General features: G+C 70.3%; 19 protein-coding genes. 7 read left to right on the top strand and 12 right to left on the bottom strand.

What is annotated here, in order from left to right:
- Positions 1 to 50 precede the first annotated feature (50 nt).
- Positions 51 to 2,291, top strand: coding sequence for a helicase-associated domain-containing protein (locus F9C11_RS10825; RefSeq protein ID WP_409184728.1), 2,241 nt, complete (start codon positions 51 to 53; stop codon positions 2,289 to 2,291).
- Between the two features lie 40 nt (positions 2,292 to 2,331).
- On the opposite strand, the gene F9C11_RS10820 is transcribed toward F9C11_RS10825, so the two are convergent.
- From F9C11_RS10820 to F9C11_RS10795, 6 genes are all read right to left on the bottom strand, one after another.
- A complete protein-coding gene (locus F9C11_RS10820) occupies positions 2,332 to 3,297 on the bottom strand; it encodes a DUF742 domain-containing protein (protein WP_409184727.1) in 966 nt (321 codons plus the stop codon).
- Between the two features lie 3 nt (positions 3,298 to 3,300).
- Complete coding sequence (locus tag F9C11_RS10815; RefSeq protein WP_009083953.1) at positions 3,301 to 3,732, bottom strand: roadblock/LC7 domain-containing protein; 432 nt, start codon at positions 3,730 to 3,732, stop codon at positions 3,301 to 3,303.
- A 453-nt stretch (positions 3,733 to 4,185) separates the two neighbouring features.
- On the bottom strand, positions 4,186 to 4,791 hold the full coding sequence (locus tag F9C11_RS10810) for an ATP/GTP-binding protein (RefSeq protein ID WP_009083957.1): 606 nt from the start codon (positions 4,789 to 4,791) through the stop codon (positions 4,186 to 4,188).
- Positions 4,772 to 5,539: a DUF742 domain-containing protein gene (locus tag F9C11_RS10805; RefSeq protein WP_409184726.1), complete on the bottom strand. Its 768-nt coding sequence runs from the start codon at positions 5,537 to 5,539 to the stop codon at positions 4,772 to 4,774. The genes F9C11_RS10810 and F9C11_RS10805 overlap by 20 nt, the downstream gene beginning before the upstream one ends.
- Positions 5,540 to 5,566: 27 nt before the next feature.
- On the bottom strand, positions 5,567 to 6,043 hold the full coding sequence (locus tag F9C11_RS10800) for a roadblock/LC7 domain-containing protein (protein ID WP_369871052.1): 477 nt from the start codon (positions 6,041 to 6,043) through the stop codon (positions 5,567 to 5,569).
- Positions 6,040 to 9,105 carry a nitrate- and nitrite sensing domain-containing protein gene (locus tag F9C11_RS10795; RefSeq protein ID WP_409184725.1) on the bottom strand — a complete coding sequence of 1,022 codons (3,066 nt, stop codon included), beginning with the start codon at positions 9,103 to 9,105 and terminating at the stop codon, positions 6,040 to 6,042. Before F9C11_RS10795 ends, F9C11_RS10800 begins: the two co-directional genes overlap by 4 nt.
- Positions 9,106 to 9,804: 699 nt before the next feature.
- Here F9C11_RS10795 and F9C11_RS10790 point away from each other — a divergent pair.
- From F9C11_RS10790 to F9C11_RS10775, 4 genes are read left to right on the top strand one after another with little or no spacing between them, the layout of a single operon-like run.
- Complete coding sequence (locus F9C11_RS10790; RefSeq protein WP_409186868.1) at positions 9,805 to 10,767, top strand: ABC transporter substrate-binding protein; 963 nt, start codon at positions 9,805 to 9,807, stop codon at positions 10,765 to 10,767.
- A gap of 1 nt (position 10,768) precedes the next feature.
- The gene (locus F9C11_RS10785; protein ID WP_409184724.1) at positions 10,769 to 11,536 is read left to right on the top strand and encodes an ABC transporter permease; all 768 of its coding nucleotides are present in this window, start codon (positions 10,769 to 10,771) and stop codon (positions 11,534 to 11,536) included.
- Positions 11,533 to 12,357, top strand: a complete 825-nt coding sequence (locus F9C11_RS10780; RefSeq protein WP_409184723.1) for an ABC transporter permease — start codon at positions 11,533 to 11,535, stop codon at positions 12,355 to 12,357. The genes F9C11_RS10785 and F9C11_RS10780 overlap by 4 nt, the downstream gene beginning before the upstream one ends.
- 14 nt (positions 12,358 to 12,371) lie before the next feature.
- Positions 12,372 to 13,229, top strand: coding sequence for an ABC transporter ATP-binding protein (locus F9C11_RS10775; RefSeq protein WP_409184722.1), 858 nt, complete (start codon positions 12,372 to 12,374; stop codon positions 13,227 to 13,229).
- Here the strand turns inward: F9C11_RS10775 and F9C11_RS10770 are convergent, their stop codons facing one another.
- The 5 genes from F9C11_RS10770 to F9C11_RS10750 all read right to left on the bottom strand — a co-directional run bounded on the left by F9C11_RS10770 (position 13,230) and on the right by F9C11_RS10750 (position 20,263).
- Complete coding sequence (locus F9C11_RS10770) at positions 13,230 to 13,430, bottom strand: hypothetical protein (RefSeq protein ID WP_409184721.1); 201 nt, start codon at positions 13,428 to 13,430, stop codon at positions 13,230 to 13,232. It lies immediately after the preceding gene.
- Positions 13,431 to 13,614: 184 nt separating this feature from the next.
- Positions 13,615 to 14,832, bottom strand: coding sequence for an acyl-CoA dehydrogenase family protein (locus F9C11_RS10765; RefSeq protein ID WP_409184720.1), 1,218 nt, complete (start codon positions 14,830 to 14,832; stop codon positions 13,615 to 13,617).
- 100 nt (positions 14,833 to 14,932) lie between these two features.
- Positions 14,933 to 16,573 (bottom strand): protease pro-enzyme activation domain-containing protein, encoded by a 1,641-nt coding sequence (locus tag F9C11_RS10760; RefSeq protein WP_409184719.1) that lies wholly within the window; start codon positions 16,571 to 16,573, stop codon positions 14,933 to 14,935.
- A gap of 324 nt (positions 16,574 to 16,897) precedes the next feature.
- Positions 16,898 to 17,575 (bottom strand): copper homeostasis protein CutC, encoded by a 678-nt coding sequence (locus F9C11_RS10755; RefSeq protein WP_409184718.1) that lies wholly within the window; start codon positions 17,573 to 17,575, stop codon positions 16,898 to 16,900.
- A 3-nt stretch (positions 17,576 to 17,578) separates the two neighbouring features.
- The gene (locus tag F9C11_RS10750) at positions 17,579 to 20,263 is read right to left on the bottom strand and encodes a nitrate- and nitrite sensing domain-containing protein (RefSeq protein WP_409184717.1); all 2,685 of its coding nucleotides are present in this window, start codon (positions 20,261 to 20,263) and stop codon (positions 17,579 to 17,581) included.
- Positions 20,264 to 20,400: 137 nt separating this feature from the next.
- On the opposite strand from F9C11_RS10750, the gene F9C11_RS10745 reads away from it, so the two are divergent.
- The gene (locus tag F9C11_RS10745) at positions 20,401 to 21,420 is read left to right on the top strand and encodes an ABC transporter substrate-binding protein (RefSeq protein WP_409184716.1); all 1,020 of its coding nucleotides are present in this window, start codon (positions 20,401 to 20,403) and stop codon (positions 21,418 to 21,420) included.
- Between the two features lie 3 nt (positions 21,421 to 21,423).
- On the opposite strand, the gene F9C11_RS10740 is transcribed toward F9C11_RS10745, so the two are convergent.
- Positions 21,424 to 22,044, bottom strand: coding sequence for a hypothetical protein (locus F9C11_RS10740; protein ID WP_409184715.1), 621 nt, complete (start codon positions 22,042 to 22,044; stop codon positions 21,424 to 21,426).
- A 77-nt stretch (positions 22,045 to 22,121) separates the two neighbouring features.
- Here F9C11_RS10740 and F9C11_RS10735 point away from each other — a divergent pair, with 77 nt between their 5' ends.
- Entirely contained in the window at positions 22,122 to 23,768 is a 1,647-nt protein-coding gene (locus F9C11_RS10735) for a DNA repair helicase XPB (RefSeq protein WP_409184714.1), read from the top strand.

Here is a 23,768-nt window from a genome sequence, read left to right as displayed (position 1 = left end):
TGCCCGAACACCGCTCGTGCGCGCGCACCCGCCCGGTATCCTGGGTGTCTATGCCCGCGACCTCTCTGGCGGACTGGCTGCGTGCGGAGTCCGACGACGCACTCGCCGAACTGCTGCGCACGCGTCGCGATCTGTCCACCCCTCCTCCGTCCGACACCACCGTGCTCGCCACCCGCGCGGGCACCCCGGGGTCGGTCGCCCGCGCCTGCGAAGACCTCGACACGTTCACCCTCGCGGTGCTGGACGCGCTGCTGGTCGCTGGCGCCGACGCCGAGCCGACGCCGGTGTCCGCGGTGACCGCGCTGGTCGGCCGCGACGTCAGCGAACCGCTCGCCCGGCTGCGTGCCCGCGCGCTCGTCTGGGGCACCGACGACGAACTGCGCGTGCCTCCCGCGGCCCGCGACGCACTCGGGCCGTTCCCCGCCGGGCTCGGCGCGTCGTCGCCCGCGCTGGCCGCCACCGACATCGCCGCGCGGCTTGCGGAGGTCGGCGACGACGAGCGGGCCGTGCTCACCGCGCTGGCCGCCGGACCGCCGATCGGCCGCACCCGGGACGCGAGCTTCGACGTCGGGCTGTCCGACGCGGCCACCCCGGTGCAGAAGCTGCTCGCGCGCGGCCTGCTGCTGCGCCGGGACGACCAGACCGTCGAACTGCCCCGCGAACTCGGCCTGCTGCTGCGCGGCGGGCTCGCCTTCGAACCGGACACGCTGGTCGAGCCGGAGCTGCCCGTCCATCCACATCGGACGGACACAGTGGACGAAACCGCGGCCGGCGAAGCGATGGAGTTGTTGCGGCAGACGGAATCCCTCCTGCGGATGTGGTCGGATTCGCCGCCGCCGGTGCTCAAGGCGGGCGGCCTCGGCGTGCGCGAGCTGAAGAAGGTCGCCAAGGATCTCGAGGTCGACGAAACGCGCGCGACGCTGCTCGTGGAGCTGGTCGTCGGCGCGGGACTCGTCGCGGACAGCGAAAACACCGCCCCGGAATACGTGCCCACCATGCTCACCGACAGCTGGCTCGCGTCGCCGTCGGTGCAGCGGTGGATGACGCTCGCGCAGGCGTGGCTGGAACTTCCGCGGCTGCCCGGGCTCGCCGGGGGCCGGGACGCGAAAGACAAGCCGATCGCGCCGTTGTCCGAGGAGTTGCGACGGCCGCTCGCGCCGGTTTCGCGGCACCGCGTGCTTTCCGCGCTGGCTGAGCTGAATCCGGGCGCGGGCGTGAAAAGCGTCGACGAGCTGGTGGCTGTGCTGGCTTGGCGCGCGCCCCGGCGAGGCGGCCGGCTGCGCGACGAAACCGTCCGCTGGACGATGTCCGAGGCGACCGCGCTGGGCCTGGTCGGTCTCGGCGCCCTCACCACCGCCACGCGACTGCTGCTGGAGGACGACCGCTCCGGCGCGGTCGAGGCGATGCACGACGCGCTGCCCGCGCCGGTCGACCACGTGCTGGTGCAGGCAGACCTGACGGTCGTCGCGCCCGGCCCGCTGGAACCGGAACTGGCGGCGGACATGGCCGCGGTCGCGGACGTCGAATCCGCCGGGCACGCAACGGTTTACCGGGTCACCGAGCCTTCGGTGCGCCGCGCGCTCGACACCGGACGGACCGCGGACGAGCTACACGCGATGTTCCGCAACAAGTCCGCGACCCCGGTGCCGCAAGGCCTCACGTACCTGATCGACGACGTCGCCCGCCGCCACGGCCGCCTCCGCGGCGGCACCGCGGGATCGTTCCTGCGCTGCGACGACGAGGCATTGCTCGCCGAGGTGCTCGCGAACCCGGTGGCCGCAGAGTACGACCTGCGAATGATCGCGCCGACGGTGCTGATCAGCTCCGCGCCCTTGGCGGAGGTACTGGAAGCCTTGCGCGGCGCGGGTTTCGCCCCCGCGGCGGAAGGCCCGGACGGCCGGGTAGTCGACCTGCGCCCCACCGGACGCCGCCTCCCCGCCCGCACCCGGGCCGCCCGCGCCCGGCCCGGCGAACAGGCCGTGCTGACCGACGAACAGGCGGCGCGGATCGTGTCGAACCTCCGGGCCGGAGACCAAGCTTCGGCCCGACGGCGAGGTTCGACGGTGCGTGCGCCAGGCGGCGGAGGCGCGGACACAACGGCGACACTCGACCTGCTGTCCCGCGCGACGCTCGAACAACGCGAGGTCTGGATCGGCTTCGTCGACTCCCGTGGCACGGCCAGCCAACGCGTCGTGCGCCCGCTGCGGGTCGGTGGCGGGGTGCTGGAGGGCGCGAACCACGAGCGGTATCCGTTGCACCGCATCACTTCCGCCGCGCTGGTCGAAGACTGACTTCAGTCTCGGACCTGGCACGCAGCCGGAAACCCAGCCGTCAGAGGTTGCGCAGCCCCTGCAGCACCCGCTCCATGAACTCCCTCGACGAGCGATCGCCCAGCACCAGATCGGTCTGGTGCAGCATGACCAGCCCGATGTCCGCCATGTCGCCCACCAAGACCTTCACCACTCCGAGCGGCAGGTGCAGGTGCGCGGCGATCTCCGCGACCGACCGGGTGTCCAGGCACAGATCGCAGATCCGCCGGTGCTCGATCGAGCGCACCCCGCGGTAGCGGCGGCCCTCGTCGCTGGTGGAGACCAGGGCCTCGAGCGCGAGGTTGTGGTCCGAGTGGGTCCGGCCGCGGGTGCGCGCGTACGGCCGCACCCGCGACTTCGTCGGCTGGGCGGGCGGTTCCGGCTGCGCGGGCTCCTCACCGGACCAGAACCGGTCCAGTTCGGACACTCCGGACGCCGGTCCCGGATCGGAGTATGAGGGCTCTTCGGCCAGCGCGTGCCTGCTGCGGGTGGCCTGTTCGACGTGCTGACGCTGGTAGGCCGAGCCCTGCGGCACCACGCGGTCGTCCGGTCCGGGCGAACCGGCGTACTCGTCGAACGAGTACGGGTCGTGCGCCGCGGGGCGGGCAGGCGGCTCTTCCCAGCGGTGGCTTGCCCGCGGCTCTTCCCAGTAACCGGATTCGCCGTCCTCGACCCATTCGTAGCCGTCGTCCCAGCCCTCCTCCCGCACCGGCGCGGGCGGCGGGGCCACCGGACGCGGCGCGACCGCCTGCTGCACCGGACGCGGGGCAGGCGCGGGCGCGGGCGCGGGCACCGGACGGGGCGCGGGCTCCGGACGCTGGGCATGCCGCGAAGCAGGAGGCGTGGACCGAGGCTGCCGATGCGGCAACCGCAGGCTCAGCGAACTCAGCTCGTACCGGCTCGGCGAGTCGAACGACTCCCGCTCCGTGCCTTTGTGGAGGGCGTCCCAGGCGCCCGTGTCCTGGTCTCCGAAACCCGAGATCTTCATCGGCTACCCCAGCACCCCGCCGCCCTGCAACTGCGCGCGCAGCTCCGGCGTGATCTGCTCGCCGACCCGCTCGACCAGCAGGGTCATCTCGTACGCGACGGTCCCGATGTCGCACGTCGGCGCGGCGAGCACGGCCAGGCAGGACCCGTCGGAGACGGACATCAGGAAGAGATACCCGCGTTCCATCTCGACCACGGTCTGGTTCACGCCGCCCGCCTCGAAGCACCGCGCCGCGCCCTGGGTCAGGCTGATCAGTCCGGACGCCACCGCGGAGAGCTGCTCGGCGCGCTCCTGCGGCAGTCCCTCCGACGGCGCGAGCATCAGTCCGTCCGCCGAGACCAGCACCGCGTGCGCGGCACCCGGGACCCGGCGCACGAAATCCGAGATCAGCCAGCTGAACGTGCCCTGGTCCGCTGGCCGGTCGGAATCGGTCACTGCCCCTCCAAGCTCCTCGAACGCTGCCGGACGCCCGTTCCCCGCACTCGGACCCATCCTCGCCCGGCCGCGGTGAAGTCGTCGTTCCAGCGTATTCACGCACCCGGTCGTGTCGAGCGGGTGCCCGGGCACGGTACGTGTCTGCCGGATGTAACGTCGCGCGAACGCATGCACAACCACGCATTCGCGGGTCACTCGGTGGTGGCGGCGGCCACCGTGCGCAGCAGGATGTCCGTGCAGGTCACCGCCGGTCCGACGCCCCGATCAGGGGCCGTCGGCCTCGGCCGCGAGGGGACGGGACTGCTCAGCCGCCCCGCTCGGAGGCACCACTCCCCGATGCGGGTGAAGCCCGTGGAGTTCACTCCAACGGCCGCACCCGCACCGGGGTGTTACGGGAATCTGGGAGTCGGCGGACGCCTCCTTCGCAGCCGGCGACGGGGACACCAGGCGGGACTAGCCCGCCCGCAAAGCCGTGTCGTGCGCGATCGCGTGCTGCACGACGGAGATCAGCACCTGCTTCGCCGACTCCCGCTCCCGCGCGTCGCACGCCATGATCGGCACCGACGGCGAGATGGTGAGCGCGTGCCGCACGTCCTCGATCTGGTGGTGCAGCAGCCGGTCGAAGCAGTTGATCGCCACGACGTAGGGCAGCTTCCGGTTCTCGAAGAAGTCGATGGACGGGAACGCGTCCGCGAGCCGGCGCGTGTCCACCAGCACGACCGCGCCGATCGCGCCGACGGCGAGGTCGTCCCACATGAACCAGAACCGGTGCTGGCCCGGCGTACCGAACACGTACAGCACCAGGTCGGAGTCGAGCGAGATCCGGCCGAAGTCCATGGCCACCGTGGTGGTCGACTTGTTCGGCGTGGCCGACACGTCGTCGTGGCCCACGCTGGCCTCGGTCATCATGGCCTCGGTGGTCAGCGGGTCGATCTCGGAGATCGCCCCGACCAGAGTCGTCTTGCCCGAACCGAACCCACCCGCGACCACGATCTTGGCCGACGAGGTCGGACCCGTATGCGGTGTGTTCGCGTCGGAGTCAAATTCTCCGAAGCCCACTGAGCACCCTTTCCATGAACTCGATACTGGGGCGGTCGCCCGAATTCGTGCTGCTGCTCGTGTGCACGAGCACCAGGCCGAGGCCCGCCACGTCACCAATCAGCACCCGCACCACGCCGAGCGGCAGCCGCAGCAGCGCGGCCACCTCGGCGACCGACCGGGTGTCGAGGCACAGGTCGCAGATCGACCGGTGCTCCGGCACGCGGACGCGGTCGAGCACCCGGCCCTGTTCGCTCGTCGACACCAGAGCCTCGATCGCGAGGTCGTAGGTCGGCTTCGTGCGCCCGCGGGTGCGGAAATAAGGCCGGACCAGCCCGGAGGTCTCCACCTCGGCGGGCTCGTCCGCGTACTCTCCGGCCGCCTGCATCGGCAGCGCGGCGGCCAGCTCGTTCGAGGACGGTCCGGGCGACCCGTCGCGTTCGGCGCTGAACGCGGCGAACTCGGCCGAGTCGTACAGCGGTCCGCTCGCGCCGCCGAACAGCTCCGAACCGGGTCCGCCGAGCAGCCGCTCGCGGTACCCGGGCACCGCGGTGATGCCCGGCTGCTGCCCGGCGTTGGAATCGGTCAGCCAGTTCGGCGGTTCCCGCACCGGCTCGGAATCCGCGGCTTGGACGTCCCTCGAACGCCATTCGCGGTCGACCCGGTCCCGGAAGGACTTCCAGTCCTCCCGGCTGCCGTCCCGATCGCCCCAGCCGCCGGTGTGCTCGTCACCGAGCCTGCCGTCGCCGCGCAAGCGCCCGTCGTCCACGGTTTACTCCTGTAGTCCTAGGCCCGCCTAGCGACGGACCGCAGCGCCCTGCAGTTGTGCCCGCATCTCCGGTGTCAGCTGCTGGCCGACCCGTTCGACCAGCAGAGTCATCTCGTACACCACCAAGCCGATGTCGCTTTCCGGCGAGCCCAGCACCGCGAGGCACGAGCCGTCGGACACCGACATCAGGAAGAGGAATCCGTTCGCCATCTCGACCACGGTCTGCGCGACCGGGCCGCCTTCGAACACCTTCGCCGCCCCGCGCGCGAGGCTGGTCAGCCCCGAGGCGACGGCCGCCAGCTGGTCCGCCCGGTCCTTCGGCAGCCCGCGCGAAGACGCGAGCAGCAGACCGTCGGCCGAGACGACCACCGCGTGCGCCGCACCGGGCACCCGGTGGACGAAGTCCGTGATCAGCCACGCGAAGCTGCTCGCCGCGCTGCCGCCGGCCTGCCTGCCGTTCGGCTGCACCGAGCCGCCTCCCGGCTGCACTCCCGCCCGTGTCACTCTCGCTCCTCACTGCTGTCGCTCACATACCCGGCCCCGGTGACGCGAACCCCGTCGTCGTCGAGCCGGGCTTCCGGCGGCCGCTCCTTCAGCGCGTGCCTGCCGGACTTGTACCCACGCTGGAAGCTTGCCATCCGGCTGCGGGCAGCCGTCGCCGAGCGGGTGATGGCGCCCGTCCCGGGCATTCCGGCGGTCGCGTCGGTGAACGAGTTCTGCTGCTGCGCCGGTTCCGGCGCGTTCCCGATCGAGCCGGGGACCAGGTACGCGTTGGGCACGCGCTTGGGCAGCCCGGCGGGCGTGATCTCCTCGTTCTTGGACTCGAGCAGCGACTGCGCCGCCTGCCAGCCCTCGTCGGAGACGCTGTGCCAGCTGTCGTCTTCCGGCTCGTCGGAACCGGGGTAGAGCGGCGTCGATTCGAGCGCCCGCTCCCGCGGCTCGGCCGGAGTTTCCTCCTGCTCGCCGGCGGGGGCCTCGGCGGTGTCCGGCTCCGCCGCGGCGGACGGCGGCGTTCCCGTGCCGGGGTCGCTGTCCTCGCCCTCGCTGAACCAGCGCGACAGCACCGACTGGTAGATCGGCAGCCGCCGGGTGGGGACGTCGTCCTCGAGCGCGGCGGAACCGTCCGGCTCGGCGGGCGGCTGTTCCTTCGGCGCTTCCGGCGCGACGTACTTCGGCTCCCGCTTCGGCAGCACCAGCGGCGGGAACTCGGTCTGCGCCAGGCTCGCGCCCTCGCCGTAGGACTCGCGGGTGAGCGGCGCGAGATCCTCGGCGGTCGGCCACGCCGGGGCTTCCGAAGCGGGCGTCGCCGGGCTGAGGAACGGACCGGCCGCGCGGTTGCCCGCGACGAGGTCGTCGAGGCTGATCGGCTGGTCGAGCGGGACCAGGCCGCCGTTCTCGGACGCTCCGCCGGAGTTCGCCGAATTCGCCGAGCCCATCGCCTCGGTCAGTTCGGCGGACGAGGGCGGCGGCGCGAGCGGAAGCGGGTTCGACGGCTCCGGATCGCGGTTGACCGGCGGGAGGCTCGGGTGCGAGACCTCGTTGCGGTTCGGCGGCGGCGGGGTGTTCCGCATCGTCGGCGAAACGGTCCGGACCTGGGTGAGCAGCTCGGCCGGGACCACGACGCGGGCGATCACGCCGCCTTCGATGTCCTCGTTCTCGCGCAACCGCACCTCGATGCCGTGCCGCTGGGCAAGCCGCGCGACCACGTACAGACCCATCCGCCGGGTCACCGACACGTCCAGGTCCGGCGGGTCGGCGAGGCGCTCGTTGACCTCGGCCAGGCGCTCCTCGCTCATGCCGACGCCGTGGTCGGTGACCTGGATCGCCAGCGCCTTCTTGCGCGTGATGACCGCGCGGACGGTGATCTTGGTTTCCGGTTCGGAGAAGTAGGTCGCGTTGTCGAGCAGTTCCGCGAGCACGTGCACGAGGTCGTGGATCGCGAGGCCCTGCACCGCGACCTCGGGCACGATGCCGATCTCGATCCGGGCGTACTGCTCGATCTCCGACACCGCCGCGCCGATCACGTCGGCCGCGGGCACCGGCTTGGGCACCGACTTCGCGAGGCCCGCGCCCGAAAGCACCAGCAGCGATTCGCCGTTCCGGCGCAACCGGGTGGCCAGGTGGTCGAGTTCGAACAGGCTCGCGAGATGGTCCGGGTCCTGCTCGTCGGCCTCGAGCCGGTCGATCACGCCGAGCTGGCGTTCCACCAGCCGCTGCGACCGCCGGGACAGGTTCACGAAGATGCCGTTGACGTTCTCGCGCAGCAATGCCTGTTCGGCGGCCATCTTGACCGCCTGCTCGTGCACCACGTCGAACGAGCGCGCCACTTCGCCGATCTCGTCGCGGGTGAGGACCGGCACCGGGTCGACCGCCTTCTTCGAGGCGTTGACCGGGTCCGGGTCGTCCAGGATGGCCTGCACGGTTTCCGGCAGCCGGGTGTAGGCGACTTCCAGCGCGGTCTTCCGCAGCACCCGCAGCGGGCGCAGCATCAGCCGGGCGATGACGAGCATCAGCATCAGCGCGGCGACCAGCGCGGCGAGGACGATGACGCCGCCGACCCACGCCGACCGCACCGCGTTGCTGGCCAGTTCGTCGGCCTGCGCGCGCAGCTGGGTCAGCAGGTTGACCTCGACCGCGCGCAGTTTGTCCGCGGCGACGGTCGAGTCCTGGCCGAGTTTGGTGCCGTCGAGGTTGAGCGGCTGGCTCTGCTGGGCGAAGGAGAACGCCTGTGTCTGCAACCGCCGACGCTCGTCGACCTCGGGTCCGGAGTAGGTGTCGTTGTAGAGCTGGACCTGGTCGCCGGTGGCGTTGGCGAGGAACGCGGTGATCGACGCGTCGCCGCTGGCCTCGGCGGCCCGGGTCTCGTCGATCAGGTTGCCGGGGAAGCCGTCGCGGAACGCGGCGATCTGCAGCGCGGAGTCGCCGCGGAGGATGAACTCCTTCGCCTCGCTGATCGACTGCGTGCTCGTGCCGAGGCGGAGCAGGTCGCGGTCGGTCGTCGCGGTGGAGACCTCGCGGCCGAGCTGGATCAGCGAGTCGAGCACCGAGGAATAGGTGTCGAGCACCGCGCGGTCGGAGTAGGCCGACGTGGTCATCGCCGCGCGCAGCGGGCGCAGCGCGTCGAGGCGCTGGAGGCCGTGCGCGTAGCGGTCGCTGGCCGCCTGGTCGTCGCTTTCGAGGTTGACCGCGGCGTTGCGCAGGTCGTCGACGTCGCGGTCGACCTTGGCCATCTGCGCGTCGAGGCCGGTCTGGCGCAGCGGGTCGCCTGAGGAGATCCGGACCACGGCCAGCGCGCGCTCGCGCTGCAGGTCGTGCACCACCGCGGTGACCTTCTCGGCGAAGGCGACCTGGTTGGCGGTGTGGTTGAGGTCGACCGCCGACCGCACGTCGTCGACCACGCGCAGCACGCCGAGCACCAGCGCGGTGACCGTGGGGATGAGGAGAATGAGCGCGAGCTTGGACCGCAATCGCCAGTTGCCGAGCGCGAGCCAGGACCGCTGCTGCGCGGTTCCCGCGTTGTCCTGAGCGGAGGCCTCCCCTGCCCCCGCGGTGTCTTCGTTCGGCACCGCCGCACCACCGTCCGGGCCCGAGGTGCCCGTTGATTCCGAACCTGCCGTGCTCGTGGCCACTACGCGCACGCTCCCGGCAGGTGATCCGCCACCTGAGTGGTCTGGACCGCGGCCCGGACTGTTACACCCTTCCGAGTGAAAAGATCGACTTCGCGGTGCGGCTGCCCGTCGCCTCGGGCGCGGAATCGGTTCAGGTCTGGCATGACGTTCGGTCCCCGCACGTGGTCGATCTCTTAGTCCGTTCGGCCGAGGCCACCCTGCGCCGGCTCGTCGCCGGCGTGCGCGGAGAGCCTTTTCCCAAGTCGCGCTCTCACTACATCGGTGGTCCACACCTCACATTGCAGGAGCAGAGGGTAGCGAACGCCTGGCCCATTTGTAACCCTCCAGAAGTTGCCCGGAGAGCACCCAGGCAGCGGATCAAGGCCCAGCGGGCACCCACGGGTCGTTCGCTTACCCCGACATACCAGCGGATTCGATCACCTGATCGAGTGACCAGTACCACTTCTGAATCGTATATGAACACCCATTGTGAGTGATCGTCCTGGTTCTCTACAGTAGCCGCGTGACTCCGGACAATGAGCCACCTTCCCCCCGCGTCCATGCCAGACGCGGGCCCATTTGCTAGGAGCGACCTTGTTTGATGAAGCGGTGAGCGGCCGGCGCAGTTACGGCAGGCGCGGGTTCCTGTCGCTCGCGATGGCGGGCGGTGTCGCGATGACCGCCAGCGGCTGCGGCCTGCTGGGCGGATCGGACAGTTCAAGCAGTTCGAACGGCGGCTCCGGGGTCGAGAAGACCAAGATCAAGGTCTCGATCATGCCGACGATCGACGTGGTGCCCTTCCACCTCGCGGTCCAGAACGGCTACTTCAAGAACGAGGGGCTCGAGGTCGAAGCCGTCGACGCGGCCAGCGGTGACGCGTCGCTGCAGAAGCTGCAGGCGGGCGAGGTCGACATCGCCTACGCGAGCTACACGCCGTTCTTCATCGCCAAGAGCAAGGGCGCCGCGGACATCAAGCTCGTCGCCGACGCCTCTTCGGCCGGTCCGAAGAGCACCGAAGTCGTCGCGATGCCGAACAGCAACATCAAGAACGTGCACGACCTGGCGGGCAAGCGGATCGCGATCACCGCCACCAACACGATTTGCGACACCCTGACCAAGTCGGTCATGCGCGACAACGGCGTGCCCTTCAACGACGTGAAGTGGGTTTCGCTGCGGTTCCCGGACATCGGCCCCGCGGTCAAGCGCGGCGACGTCGACGCGGGCTTCCTCACCGAGCCGTTCATCACGCAGTCGGCGAAGGTCAACGGCACCGTCGAGGTCATCGACACCGCGTCCGGCGGCACCAAGGACTTCCCGACCGCGGGCTACGGTTCGCTCGGCAAGTTCACCGACGCCAACCCGAAGACGGTCGCCGCGTTCCAGCGCGCGATGCTGCGCGCCACCAAGGAATCGGCCGACCGCTCCAAGATCGAGCCGCTGATGATCCAGTTCTCGAAGGTGGACGAGGCGACCGCGAAGCTCACCACGCTGCTCACCTTCCAGTCCACTTTGGACGCCCGGCGCATCCAGCGCGTGCCGGACCTGCTGCAGCAGTTCGGTTCCATCCAGTCGAAGATCGACGTGCAGTCGATGATCGTCCCGCAGGCGAACGCGTCCTGACGTGCGCCTCGTCCGGAACCTGACCGGCCTGCTCGGCTTCCTCCTGATCTGGGAGGCGGTCGTGCGGGCCGGTCTGATCGACCAGAACGACCTTCCCCCGCCGACCGTCGTGTTCGCCCGGATCGGCGAACTGCTCGGCGACGTCGACTTCGTCCGCGACGTGATCGCTTCGGTGCTCGCGTGGCTGATCGCGCTGCTCATCTCGATCGCCATCGCGGTGCCCGCTGGTCTGCTGCTAGGCAGTATCCGCTGGCTGCGCGACGCGACCAAGGCGATCGTCGAATTCCTGCGGCCGATCCCTTCCGTGGCACTGATTCCGCTGGTGCTGATCGTCGTCGGCGGCGGTCCGGAAGCGAAGATCACGCTGGCCGTGTACGCCGCGGTGTGGCCGATTCTCTTCAACACCATCTACGCGCTGGCTGAGATCGATCCGCTGTTGCTGGAAACCGCGCGCACGTACGGAACTCCGCGTGCGCGAGTGCTGACCTCGGTCGCGCTGCCGCACGCCGCGCCGTTCGTGTTCACCGGAATCCGGCTGTCCGCGGCGATTTCGCTGATCCTGGTGATTAGCACGGAATTCCTCGCCGGGGCGAAACTCGGCATCGGGCAGTTCGTGCTCGAGGCCAGTTCCGGGCCGGGCCGGATGGACCTGGTGCTCGCCGGAACGGTCATCGCCGGGATCCTCGGCTTCCTCGTGAACGAGGGCCTGGAACGCCTTGGCCACCGGCTGTTCCGTTGGAGCAACGCCGTCGAAGGAGCCGCCGCGTGAGCGTGGTCGAGAAGCCGTCCACCGTGACGCGCCGGGTGGGCCGCGGCCTCGGCGGGTTCGCCCGCAAGTGGCTGCTGTTCGTGATCGCGGTGGTGCTGTGGGAGATCGCGACCCAGCTGAGCCAGAGCGTGTTCTTCCCGCCGCCGTCGAAGATCGCCGCCGCGGCCGCGAAACTGTGGTTCTCCGGGCCGGCTTCGCAGCTGTTCCTCGGCGACTCGGTGTTCGACCACATCCTGCCGAGCCTCGGCCGGGTGCTCGGCGGCTGGCTGCTGGCGGTGGCGATCGGCGTCGCGCTCGGCACCGCGCTGGGCCGCTCGCGCACCGGAATGGATTACGTAGGGCCGCTTTTCGCGTTCTTCCGCGCCATTCCGCCGCCCGCGCTGGTGCCGGTGTTCATCATCCTGTTCGGCATCGGGCCGGGCATGCAGACCGCGACGATCATTTTCGGTTCGCTGTGGCCGGTTCTGCTCAACACCGTGGACGGCGTCCGCTCGGTCGACAAGGTCAAGGTGGAGACGGCGCGCGCGTTCCGCACGCCGAAGCGGTACTGGATCGGGCTGGTCGTGCTGCCCTCGGCGCTGCCGAAGATCTTCGCCGGGCTGCGGCTGTCGCTCTCGATCGCGCTGATCCTGATGGCGATCTCCGAACTGGTGGGGGCGCTCAACGGCATCGGCTACGCGCTGCTCGCCGCCCAGCGTTCGTACGACTTCGACCAGATGTGGGCGTGGATCGTGCTGCTGGGCATCCTCGGGTACGGGTTCAACGCCGCGCTGCTCGGCATCGAACGCCGGGTGCTCGGCTGGCAGCCCGGCCGGAACTAGGAAGGTTTCCCGTTATGTCGACCATGCTCGAGGTCTCCGGCCTCAGCCACCGCTACGGCAGCGGCGAGTCCGCGCACGTCGCGGTCAACGAACTGTCGTTCACGGTGGAGACCGGGCAGCTGGCGTGCATCGTCGGCCCGTCCGGCTGCGGCAAGTCCACTTTGCTGCGTGCGATCGCCGGCCTGATCCCGCCGACCGCGGGCACGGTGAGCCTGCACGGCGACCGCGTCACCTCGGTCCCGGACGATCTCGCCGTGGTGTTCCAGGACTACAGCCGTTCCCTGTTCCCGTGGCTGTCGGTCGCGAAGAACGTGGAATTCCCGCTGCGCTGGAGCAAACTCGACAAGGCGACCCGGCGCGCCCGGGCCGCCGAAGCACTCGAGGCGGTCGGCCTGTCCGGCGCGGTGAACAAGTACCCGTGGCAGCTGTCCGGCGGCATGCAGCAGCGGGTGTCGATCGCCCGCGCGCTGGCGAGCCGTCCGGCGCTGCTGCTGATGGACGAGCCGTTCGCCTCGGTGGACGCCCAGACGCGCTTCGAGCTGGAGGACCTGCTGCGCCGGGTCCAGGTCGAACAGGGCACGACGGTTTTGCTGGTGACGCACGACATCGACGAGAGCGTGTACCTGGGCGACCGGGTGCTGGTGCTGTCGAAGTCGCCCGCGCGGATCGTGGCGGACCTGAAGGTGGACCTGCCCGCCCAGCGAGACCAGATCACCACGCGGGAATCGGCGGAATTCGTTTCCCTGCGCGGCGAAGTGGCCCGGCTGCTGCACGGCCCGGCAGTGCAGGCGGCGGCGGATCTGGCCGAGCAGGAGGCGGCGGAGGCTGCTGCTTCCGAGGCTTCGGAAGCGGTCGTTTCGGAGAAGAAGTAGTCACAGCTTCGGGAACCAGACCGAGACGTCCGCGAGAGCGTCGAGGGTGCCGGGATCCAGGTGCCCGGCAACGGTTTCCGTCTCGGCGACCACCATCGTCCGGTTGTCCACTCTGGACTGGAAGTGGTGGCCGGAGAAGTTCACGTCCGCGAGGCGGAGCAGGGTGGCGGCGAGGGGTTTGATGTCCCCGCTGCCCTGCACCTCCTCGATCTTCTTCGGCGTCGGTTTTCTTCGGGTAGCCGACCCGCACGATGGAAAGCACGGCGACACCACTTCTTTGAGCTGTTTGAGCTTGAAGCGGCTGAAGGTCTCTTTTACGGCCCCGCTTCGCGGACTTCTCGGCCTCCGCTTTGCGCACCGTGAGGTTCCGGCCGGGTTCACCCATTCAGCCCTTAGCCCGCGAATCCGGCCCGGTCTCGTCCGGGCCGATCTCCGGGAGCGTCCGTACGCCCAGCACGTTGGCCCCCACCAGCTTCCGGGTCGCCAGGTTCCCCATCGGCATGAACGTGCTCGCCTGCACGTCCCGCCACATCCGCTCGAACGGCAGCGCCTTCGTGTAGGACATCCCGCCCAGCGCGTCGACCAGCCGCTGCATCACCTGGACCGCGTTGTTCGCCGCCGTGTACTTCACGACCGCGCTGCGGGCCACGCCGTCCTGGACGTCGCCGGTGAACAGCCGACGGCTCGTCACCTCGTCGGCCTGGCGGTAGATCAGCGCGCGGGAGGCTTCCAGCAGGATCTGGCATTCGCCGATCACGTCCTGCAGCACCGGGTCCTCGGCCTTGCCGCGTTCGATCAGCGTCCGCACGGTCCAGTCCAGCGCGCCCGCCGCGATTCCCGTGTAGACCGCGGAGAACGCGGGCATCGCCCAGGCCCACACGGTTTCCAGCACCCGCGCGTCGAGATGCTTCACCGGCAGCGAGTGCACGACCGCCGCGTCCTCGACGAACACCTTGTCCAATTCGACGTCGTTGCTTTGGGTGCCGCGCATGCCCATGGTGTTCCACGTCTGGTGGATTGTGACGCCCGGCTGGTCCAGCGCGATCTGGCACAACAACAGCCGCGGGCCGCCGTCGGCTTCCTCGTAGCGGGCGGTGGTCGAGCAGTGGGTGGCGACCGCCGAGTTGGTCGCGAAGCTCTTGCGGCCGGTCAGTTCGAAGCCGCCCTCGACGCGGACCGCGCGGGTCTTCGCGTCCGTCATGTCGTTGCGCAGGCCCGTTTCGCTGGTGATCGACGCCCAGACCAGTTCGCCGTCCACCGCTTTGCGCAGCAGTTCCGCCAGCCGGGGAGCCTTCGTGCGCCGCCAGACGCTCGCCCACTGTCCCAGCGGCGACAGGTGCATGGTGAACGCCAGCGCGGTCGCGCCGTCGCCCATCGCCAGCCGTTCCAGCACCGGCAGGATTTCCGGCAGCCCGGCCCCGGAGCCGCCCAGTTCCTCCGGGACCGACAGCCGGAGAAAGCCCGCCTCCCGCAGGTCGTCGTAGTTCTGGTGCGGGAAGGTGTTGTCCCGGTCGTGCTCGGCCGCGCGCTCGGCGAAAATGTCCGCGAGCTTGGCGGCGCGGTCGACGAGGGCCTGCTGCTTCGGCGTCAGGAGAGGCTGCACCCGGCCATCAAAACAGCGTCCCGGATCTTGGTCAATCGGCCGAACGCTCGTGAGCGGCGATCCCGGTTAGAACCGTGATCGCCGCTCACGACGCGTGCGCTCAGCCGATCAGTGTGGACAGTCCGGAACCGTTGAACGAGCCCCAGCCGGTCGTCTGGTCGTAGCCCTTGCCGGCGGAGAAGCCGGTGGTGCCGTTGAAGGTGTTGTTGCCGGTGGTCACGTCGTGGAAGCCGGTGCCGTACGAGGAACCGTTGCCGATGCTGTAGAACTTCGCGTTCAGGTTGCCGAGGCCGCCCTTGTGGACTTCGTTCTGCAGCGCGGCGAAGCCCGCCCACAGCGGAGCCGCGCCCGAGGTGCCCCACACATTCCCGGTCTGTCCGCCGGAAATGATCGTGTACGCCGAGCCCTGCGCGGCGTCCCCGGCGACGTCCGGGACCTTGCGCTTGGTCGTGCTCTGCTTCGACTGCCACGAAGGCGCGGCGAAGATCGTCGAGATGCCACCGCCGCCGGCACCGCCGGAAGCGCCGTCATTCCACGTCGTCTCGCTGCTGTAGCCGTTCGACGAGGTCACCGACAGCTGCGTGCCGCCGACGCCGGAGACGTTCGGGCTCGACGCCGGGAAGTCCACGGCCTGCGCCTTGCTGCCGGTCTGCCGGGCGCAGTCGGTGGTGCCGTCGTCGCCCGCCGCGGCGAAGTAGCTGATGCCCTCCGCGGTGCCGGTCGCGAGCGCCTTGTCGACGCTGTTGGCCGCGGCCGAGCCTTCCGCCGCCTCGCAGGAGCCCCACGAGATCGAAACGACGCTGACCTTCTTGTCCGACGCGATCTTCTGGTACATCGCCAGCTCGCCCGCGTTGGAGTTCGGGGCCTCGTACACGTAGTCGTTCGCCGGCGCGGCGAGCGCGTGCACGACCTCGATGTCCAGGTCGACCTCGGTTTCGCCGTCGCCGGGGCTGGAGTCGTAGTTGGCTCCGTTGACCGAAACCGTGCTGACCGTGCCCGCCTTGAGGCCGTACTTCGTGTCGTACGCGGTGATGTCGGACTTCTTGTAGCCGTCGAACTCCACGAAGCCGACGTTCACGCCCGCGCCGGTGGCGGACATGCCACTGGTGCCGTACGCGGTTTTGAGCACGGTCGGGGTCACCGGCTTGACCGTGCGCGGCGCCTGCTGCGGCTTGGCGTGGTGCTTCACCGCGTGGTTGTCGAGGCCGACGACCGAATCGACCACGGCGGACACCGAAGCGGGCAATTCCGGTGCGGTGTCGTTCGCGTAGAACTTCCGGCCGGTGACGGTGTCGGTGTAATTGCCAATCCGCGTATGGAAGGCGGATTCCAGCTGTCCGGCAGTTGCCGAGAAGGTGATCGCCTGGCGGTTTCCGGAAACCTCGATATCCCGCGCGCCGCTGCGCTTGAGGAAATTCACCGCCTGCTCCGCCTCGGCCTGCGTTGGGCCGAATGCCGCGGTGAACTGCTCCGGAGAGAGGAAGTGGCGGTACTGCGGCGAGGCCGGGTCCTGCACGTCGGCGAGGAAGCGGGACAGCGCCTGCTGGTTGTGCAGTTTGAGGGACAGAGCGGCGGGAATCTGCTGCTCAGCGGCGACATCGCCGGACCGCGCGCTGGCGGCGAGCGGTGCGGCGTTGCCGGGAAGGGCGACCAGCGGGTCGGCGTTCGCGACGCCGGCCACGGACAGGCACAGCAACGCCGGCAGCGGAACCGCGGCGGCGACGAGCTTGCGCAAGCGCATGAGAATTCCTCTCGAGAGGCGGGGACCGGGCCGGTAAATCGCGGTACCGACCCGTATCCCGACCCTAAAAAACCCCTCGAACCAAAGAAACCTACTTTTGGCTGACCTTCTCGCGGTTGGTTTGTTTTCCACTTGCGCTATTAATGACTGATTCCCGCCGCGATGTCCCGGCGAATCCGGAAACCATCGGAGGTCGCGAGGCGGAAGCCGCGGACATTCCGGACCCCTTGCGCACACACGCGCATTGTGCTCGTCAAGAGAAGAAGGGAACCTTGCCGGAATCGGAATTCCCGGCGAGGTTCCCTTCCGCGATGGACTGGCGGATCAGCCTTTGACGAGTTCGGCCCACTCGCGCACGGCCGCCGCGTCGACCGGAGCGTCCCAACCGGACGGACGCACCGCGCCGCCCACGTGAAACCCGCGCACCCCGCCGGCCCGCAGCAAATGCACCTGCTGCGCCCGCAGCCCGCCGCCGACCAGCAGCGCCGGGCCGTCGGTCCGCCGCGCGAGCTGCTGCAGCACCGACAGTCCACTCGCGACCCCGTTCGCGTGTCCCGCCGCCAGCACGGTGTCGCAGCCGAGCTCGGCCAGCACGTCGTACGCGGCGATCGGGTCGCGCGAACGGTCGATGGCGCGGTGGAACGTCCACGGCCGCCCGTCGATCTCCTTCAGCAGCGCGCGGCACGCGTCGGCGTCGACCTCGCCGTCCTCGGTCAGGAAGCCGAACACGAACTCCCGCGCGCCCGCGGACGCCAGCCGAGCCGCCGAAGCACGCAGTTCGTCGATCGCGCGGGCGTCGAAAGTGTTCTCCGCGCGCAGCATCACGCGCACCGGCAAATCAGTGGCGGCGAGCACCTCGCGCACCGTCGCCTCGCTCGGGGTGAGCCCGTCGCTGGCCATGTCGGAGACCAGTTCGAGCCGGTCCGCTCCGCCCTCTTGCGCCCGCTCCGCGTCCCGCGCGCCCAGCGCGATCACTTCCAGCAGGGCGGTGTTCGAACTCATGCCTCATCCGTTTCGATCCAGTGGCGGGGTGTCTTCCCCCCTGGCGTGCCTGCCGCGCCGGAAGCCGCCTTGCAGGCTCGTCATCCGGGCGCGCACCGCGTCGGGGGAAAGCGAGAGTATCGGCCGCTGCTCCGGCTCCGCGGCGGGGCCGCCCGCCACGTCGGCGACCCGCAGGAACGGCCAGGTGTCCTCGGCGCCGTCCTCTTGTTCCAGGTGCTCGGGGGTCGGCCATTCCGGGGCGGCCGCCTCGTCCGGGTCTTCCGTCGGAAACTCCGGCGGCGCCTCGTAGGCGTGCCGCGGCTCGACGGCCGGGGGCTCGGGTTCGGGCTCGGGTTCGGGCTCTGGGTCTGGGTCGAAGGCGGGCACCTCAGGCATCGGCGCGACCACGCGCGGTTCCGGTGTCACCGGCTCCTCCGCCGGGACGGAGAGATCGAACCAGCGCGACAGCACGTCGCGGTACGCGGGCATCCGGTCCGTCGGCGCGTCGATCTCCAGATGCGACCGTGCCGATTCGACCGGCCACGACGCCGCCTCTTCGACCACCGGTGCCCGCCGCAGCGGACCCGCGTCGTCGAGAGTCGGCGCGACCAGCTCGACCGGCTCCTCGGGCTCCTCGGGTGGGGCCAGCGGCGCGAGCGGGGCCAGCAGCTCCGGCTCCGGCGCGGGTTCCGGTTCGACCGGCGCGGGCGGCTGCGGCAGCGGCGGGGGCTCGGTGATCAGCGCCGCCGGGACGACGACCGTAGCGGTGAGCCCGCGTCCCTCGGCCGGGCTCAGCTTCACCGCGATGGCGTGCCGTTCGGCCAGCGTCGCGACCACGAACAGGCCCATCCGGCGCGACACCTCGACGTCGACCTCAGGCGGATGCGCCAGCCGCGCGTTGGTCCGGTCGATCTCCGCCTGCGGCATGCCCGCGCCGCGGTCGGTGATCTCGATCCGCCACGCCCCGTCCGGCGTCCGCGCGCTCTCCACGGTGACCGCCGTCTGCGGCCCGGAGTACCGGGTGGCGTTCTCCAGCAGCTCGGACACCACGTGCACCAGGTCGTTGACCGCGTCGCCGCGCACCGCGAGCGCCGGGGCCGGGCCGACCTCGATCCGCTGGTAATCCTCCACTTCGGACAGTGCGGCCCCGATGATCTCGTCGGCCACCACCGGTCCGGTGTCCTCGCGCACCAGGTCGGTGCCGGACAGCACCAGCAGGTTCTCGCTGTTGCGCCGCATCCGGGTGGCGAGGTGGTCGAGTTCGAACAGCCCGCCGAGGGTCTCCGGGTCCTGTTCGCCCGCCTCCATCCGGTCGAGCACGGACAGCTGCCGCTCCACCAGGTCCTGGCTGCGCTGCGACAGGTTGACGAACATCGCGTTCACGTTCTCGCGCAGCATCGCCTGTTCGGCGGCCAGCCGGACCGCCTCGCCGTGCACCGCGTCGAACGCGCGCGCGACCTGCCCGACTTCCTCGCGGGTGAAGATCGGCACCGGCGCGACCGCCGCCCGGTGCCGCAGGTTCTCCGGAGCCGGATCGGGTTCGGTCAGCAGCCGCTGCACGGCCTCGGGCAGCCGATGGTCGGCGACCTCGAGCGCGGTGCGCCGCAGGATCCGCAACGGCCGCAGCAGCGAGCGCGCGATCACCACCGACAGCACCCCGGCGACCAGCAGGACGCCGATGACGATTCCGCCGTCCCAGATCGTCGACGCGCGGGCGCTGGCGGCTCGTGCGTCCGTTTTCTCCTGGAGCTGGACGAGAAGCGCCTGCTGCACCTGATGGGCCAGATTGACCGTGTACGTGGACGCGGTGTCCCACTGGTCCGCGTCCAAGCCGGAGAGCGGCTGGTTGTTCTCCGTGCGGGTGAGCGCCGACTCGACCATGTCGTTGCCGATGTCGACGACGATGCCGATCACCGTGTCCGAGTACATCCGCTGCTCGTCCGGAGTGGCGAAGGTGCGGTAGTCGCTGCGCGCCGCGGCCAGCTCCGCCTCCGCGCCGAGCAGCGCGCGCGTCCGGTCCCGGTTGAGCGTGCCCTGCGCGAGCGCCTCGGACATGATCGCGCGCTTGACCGACATCTGGTCCTTGATCCGCGCGAGCGCGTTCCCGGCCAGCCGCAGCCGGGCCAGGTCGGGTTCGGTGACGTCGGCCGCGGCGGTGTCGCTGATGTCGAGCAGACCGGAGATCAGCTCGCTGTAGGAGCGGAGCACCGCGTCGGCCGGATACGCGGAGTGTTCGGCCGAATACCGGAGGCCGCCCAGCACGCGCAGCCGGTCGTCGCTCTGCTGCAGATCGCCCGCCGCGGAATCGTCCAGTCGCGTCTTGCTGTCGGCGAGCGACCGCTCGAACGCGCCGATCGCCAGGTCGACGCGGGTGCGCTGGCCGACGAGGACGTCGGTGGGGCCCTTGCGGTCGCCCGCGACGAACCGGACCGTGACGTCGCGTTCCCGCTGCAGCTGGTGCACGACCTCGGCGACGGTCGAGTCGACCCGGCAGCGCGCGGCGAACTCGGCGAGCTGGCGGGCGTCGCGCAGGTCGCTGTTGACCCGGAGGCCGACCAGCACGACCACGGCGAGCGCCGGGATCAGCAGGACGACGAAGAGCTTGGTGCGCAGCCGCCAGTTGCGCAGCCGCCACCGGCCGCCGACCGGACGCGAGGCAGCCGGATCCGCCGCGTCACCCGAACGGGGACGGTCGTCGCGACGGGTCACCTGTGCTTCCTTTTCCACCGCGGGGAACTTCTGCCCACGGACGTCCTCGGGCTCCGGCCGGAAACTACCGCTTGGTAGTTCCCGGCGAAAAGATCGGGAAGCCACCCTGGCGGGGGAACCGCCCTGCGGGCGATCGTATGGGCAGCGGCCCATACGATCCAGCACGAGGCAGAGATTCTCCCGGCAGGGGATGGCGAGTGAAAGCGACCGGTCTGAGGTTTGCGCTGGTGGCGACGTTGTTCGCGGTCAGCGGCTGCTCCGTGTTCGGATCCAGTGACGCCGGACAAGCGCAGCCGCCGGAACGCGCGACCCTGCGGGTCGGCGTCGCGAGCCCGATCGACACCGCCCCGCTGCGGATCGCGGTCGCGGCCGGAAAGTTCCGCCAGGCTGGGCTGAATGTCCAGCTGGTGGAACTCGGCGACAGCGACGGCGTGGAAAAACTGAAAGCCGGACAGGTCGATGTGACGTTCGGCAGCGACGTGTCGCTGTTTCGCGCCGCCGGGGCGGGCACCGCGCTGCAACTGCAGGGCGAGGCGTACACGTTCGGCCGCACGACTATCGCGCTCGTCACGTTGCCCGACTCCGACTACCCCGAACCGACCGCGAAGAAGTCGCCGAAGATCGCGGTGGACTCCCCGGACGACATCGGCGCGCTCACCGCGCGGGCGGTGCTCGGCACGGCGGGCGTCGACAAATCGAAGATCGAATTCGTGCCCCGGCCGTTCGGGCAGATGCCCGCCGCGCTGCAGTCCGGCGACGCGGACGCCGCGCTGATGGTCGAGCCGTACCTCACCCGCGCGGAGAAGGAGCTGGGCGCGCGGGTCCTCGCCGACGGCTCGACCGGCGCCACCCTCGACTTCCCGGCCTCGGGCTACGCCGCGACCGGCCAGTTCGCCGCCGCCAACCCGCGCACGCTGACGGCGTTCCGGAACGTGCTCACCCAGGCCCAGCTCGCCGCGTCGGACACGGCGAAGGTGCGCGACGCGCTGCCGAGGTTCTCCGACATCGACCAGACCACCGCCGCGCTGATCTCGCTCGGCAGCTACCCGACCACGCTGTCGGCGACCCGGCTGCAGCGCGTGGCGGATCTCATGCACAGCTCCGGGCTGCTGGCCAACCGGCTCGACGTGGCGGCGATGCTGCCCAACGCCTGGTAGCCCTCAGATGCTCGCCCCGGTCGGCTGCAGGCAGATCGTGCGCACCGGCGGGCCGGCGTAGACCAGCGACAGGTCCTTGTCCCCGCAGCTCGACGCCGACTTCGTGCCGTCGTGGACGACCGCGCGCGCTTCCGCCTTGGGATCGTCGCAGGCGACCTTGCCGACCTTCGACTCGTCGGAAACGTCGCGCACGCATTCGCCGGACACGACGTTCAACGCGAGGCACAGCGTCTGGGCCGGCCTGCTGGTGGTGCTGCGAGCCGACAAGTACAGCTCGAACCGCACGTAGTCCTCGCCGCGGCAGGAGGACCGGCCCTTCACGACGGTGTCGACGCGATAGGTGGCGGCCTGTTCGGAGCACTCCGCGCCGGTGTAGGTCTGCGTGTCCGAGCCCAGCGAGGAAAGGTAGAGGCAGCTGCCCGCGACCGGAGGACCCGCCGAACGCACGACCGAGGCGAACCCGAACGCGGCGAGCGTGCCGAGCCCGAGCGCCACGACGACGAGGGCGGCGAAAAGCGCCTTTTGCTTGCCCGGCACGCGCTTCGGGCCGCCGTGGACCGGCTGCTGCGGGAGCGGCTGGTACGGGTTCGCGGCCGGCGGCGTGCCGAACGGTGGTGTGGTCACTGGGTCCCCTCCCGCGCTTCGTCCCGCCATCTTGGCATCCCCGGGCCGCGTTCCGGGAGGGAACGTATAAAGGAGAGGTGACTGATGGCCCCCTGATCGTCCAGTCCGACAAAACCGTGCTGCTCGAGGTCGACAATCCGCGTGCCGACGACGCGCGGATCGCGATCGCGCCGTTCGCCGAACTGGAGCGAGCGCCCGAACACGTGCACACCTACCGGATCACGCCGCTCGCGTTGTGGAACGCGCGCGCGGCCGGGCACGACGCGGAACAGGTGGTCGACGCGCTCACCACGTACTCGCGTTTCCCGGTGCCGCAGCCGCTGCTGATCGACGTCGTGGACGTGATGGGCCGGTTCGGGCGGCTGCAGATCGCCAACCACCCGGCGCACGGCCTGGTGATGACCACCACCGACCGCGCGGTGCTCGAAGAGGTCTCGCGGAACAAGAAGATCAGCCCGATGCTGGGCGCGCGGATCGACGACGACACGGTGATCGTGCACCCGTCCGAACGCGGGCGGCTCAAGCAGGCGCTGCTGAAGGTCGGCTGGCCCGCCGAGGACCTCGCCGGGTACGTGGACGGCGAAGCGCATCCGATCGACCTCGCCGAGACCGACTGGCAGCTGCGCGACTACCAGCGGAAGGCGGCGGAAGCGTTCTGGGCGGGCGGTTCCGGCGTCGTCGTGCTGCCGTGCGGCGCGGGCAAAACGCTGGTCGGCGCGGCCGCGATGGCGCACGCCAAGGCGACCACGCTGATCCTGGTCACCAACACCGTCGCCGGGCGGCAGTGGAAGCGCGAACTGGTCGCGCGCACGTCGCTCACCGAGGACGAGATCGGCGAATACTCCGGGGAGAAGAAGGAGATCCGGCCGGTCACCATCGCGACGTACCAGGTGGTCACGCGCAAGACCAAGGGCGAGTACCGGCACCTGGAGCTGTTCGATTCGCGCGACTGGGGCCTGGTCGTCTACGACGAGGTGCACCTGCTGCCCGCGCCGGTGTTCCGGATGACCGCGGACCTGCAGTCGCGGCGGCGGCTCGGGCTGACCGCCACGCTGGTCCGCGAGGACGGCCGCGAGGGCGACGTGTTCTCGCTGATCGGGCCCAAGCGGTACGACGTGCCGTGGCGCGACATCGAGGCGCAGGGCTGGATCGCGCCGGCGGAATGCACCGAGGTGCGGGTGACGCTGACCGAGAACGAACGCCTGCAGTACGCCACCGCGGACTCCGACGAGCGGTACAAGCTCGCGGCCACCGCGATGACGAAGATCCCGGTGATCCGGTCCATTGTGGACAAACACGTCGGCGAGCCGACCCTGGTGATCGGCGCGTACCTCGACCAGCTGGAGATGCTGGGCGCGGAGCTGGAGGCCCCGATCATCCAGGGCGCGACGAAGAACAAAGAGCGCGAGGAACTGTTCGACAAGTTCCGCCGCGGCGAACTGCGCACGCTGGTGGTGTCGAAGGTGGCGAACTTCTCGATCGACCTGCCGGAAGCGTCGGTGGCGATCCAGGTTTCGGGCACGTTCGGTTCCCGGCAGGAGGAAGCGCAACGCCTCGGCCGGCTGTTGCGCCCCAAGGGCGACGGACGGCAAGCGCACTTCTATTCGATCGTGTCCCGGGACACTGTAGACACGGAGTACGCGGCGCACCGGCAGCGATTCCTGGCCGAGCAAGGATACGCGTACCACATTGTCGACGCGGAGGATTTGCGGCGACCGCTGTGA

The sequence above is a fragment of the Amycolatopsis sp. VS8301801F10 genome, assembly GCF_046195355.1.
In the GTDB taxonomy this organism is placed as follows: domain Bacteria; phylum Actinomycetota; class Actinomycetes; order Mycobacteriales; family Pseudonocardiaceae; genus Amycolatopsis.
Note: the sequence above shows the minus strand (reverse complement) of the source record. Positions and strands in the feature narration are given on the sequence as shown.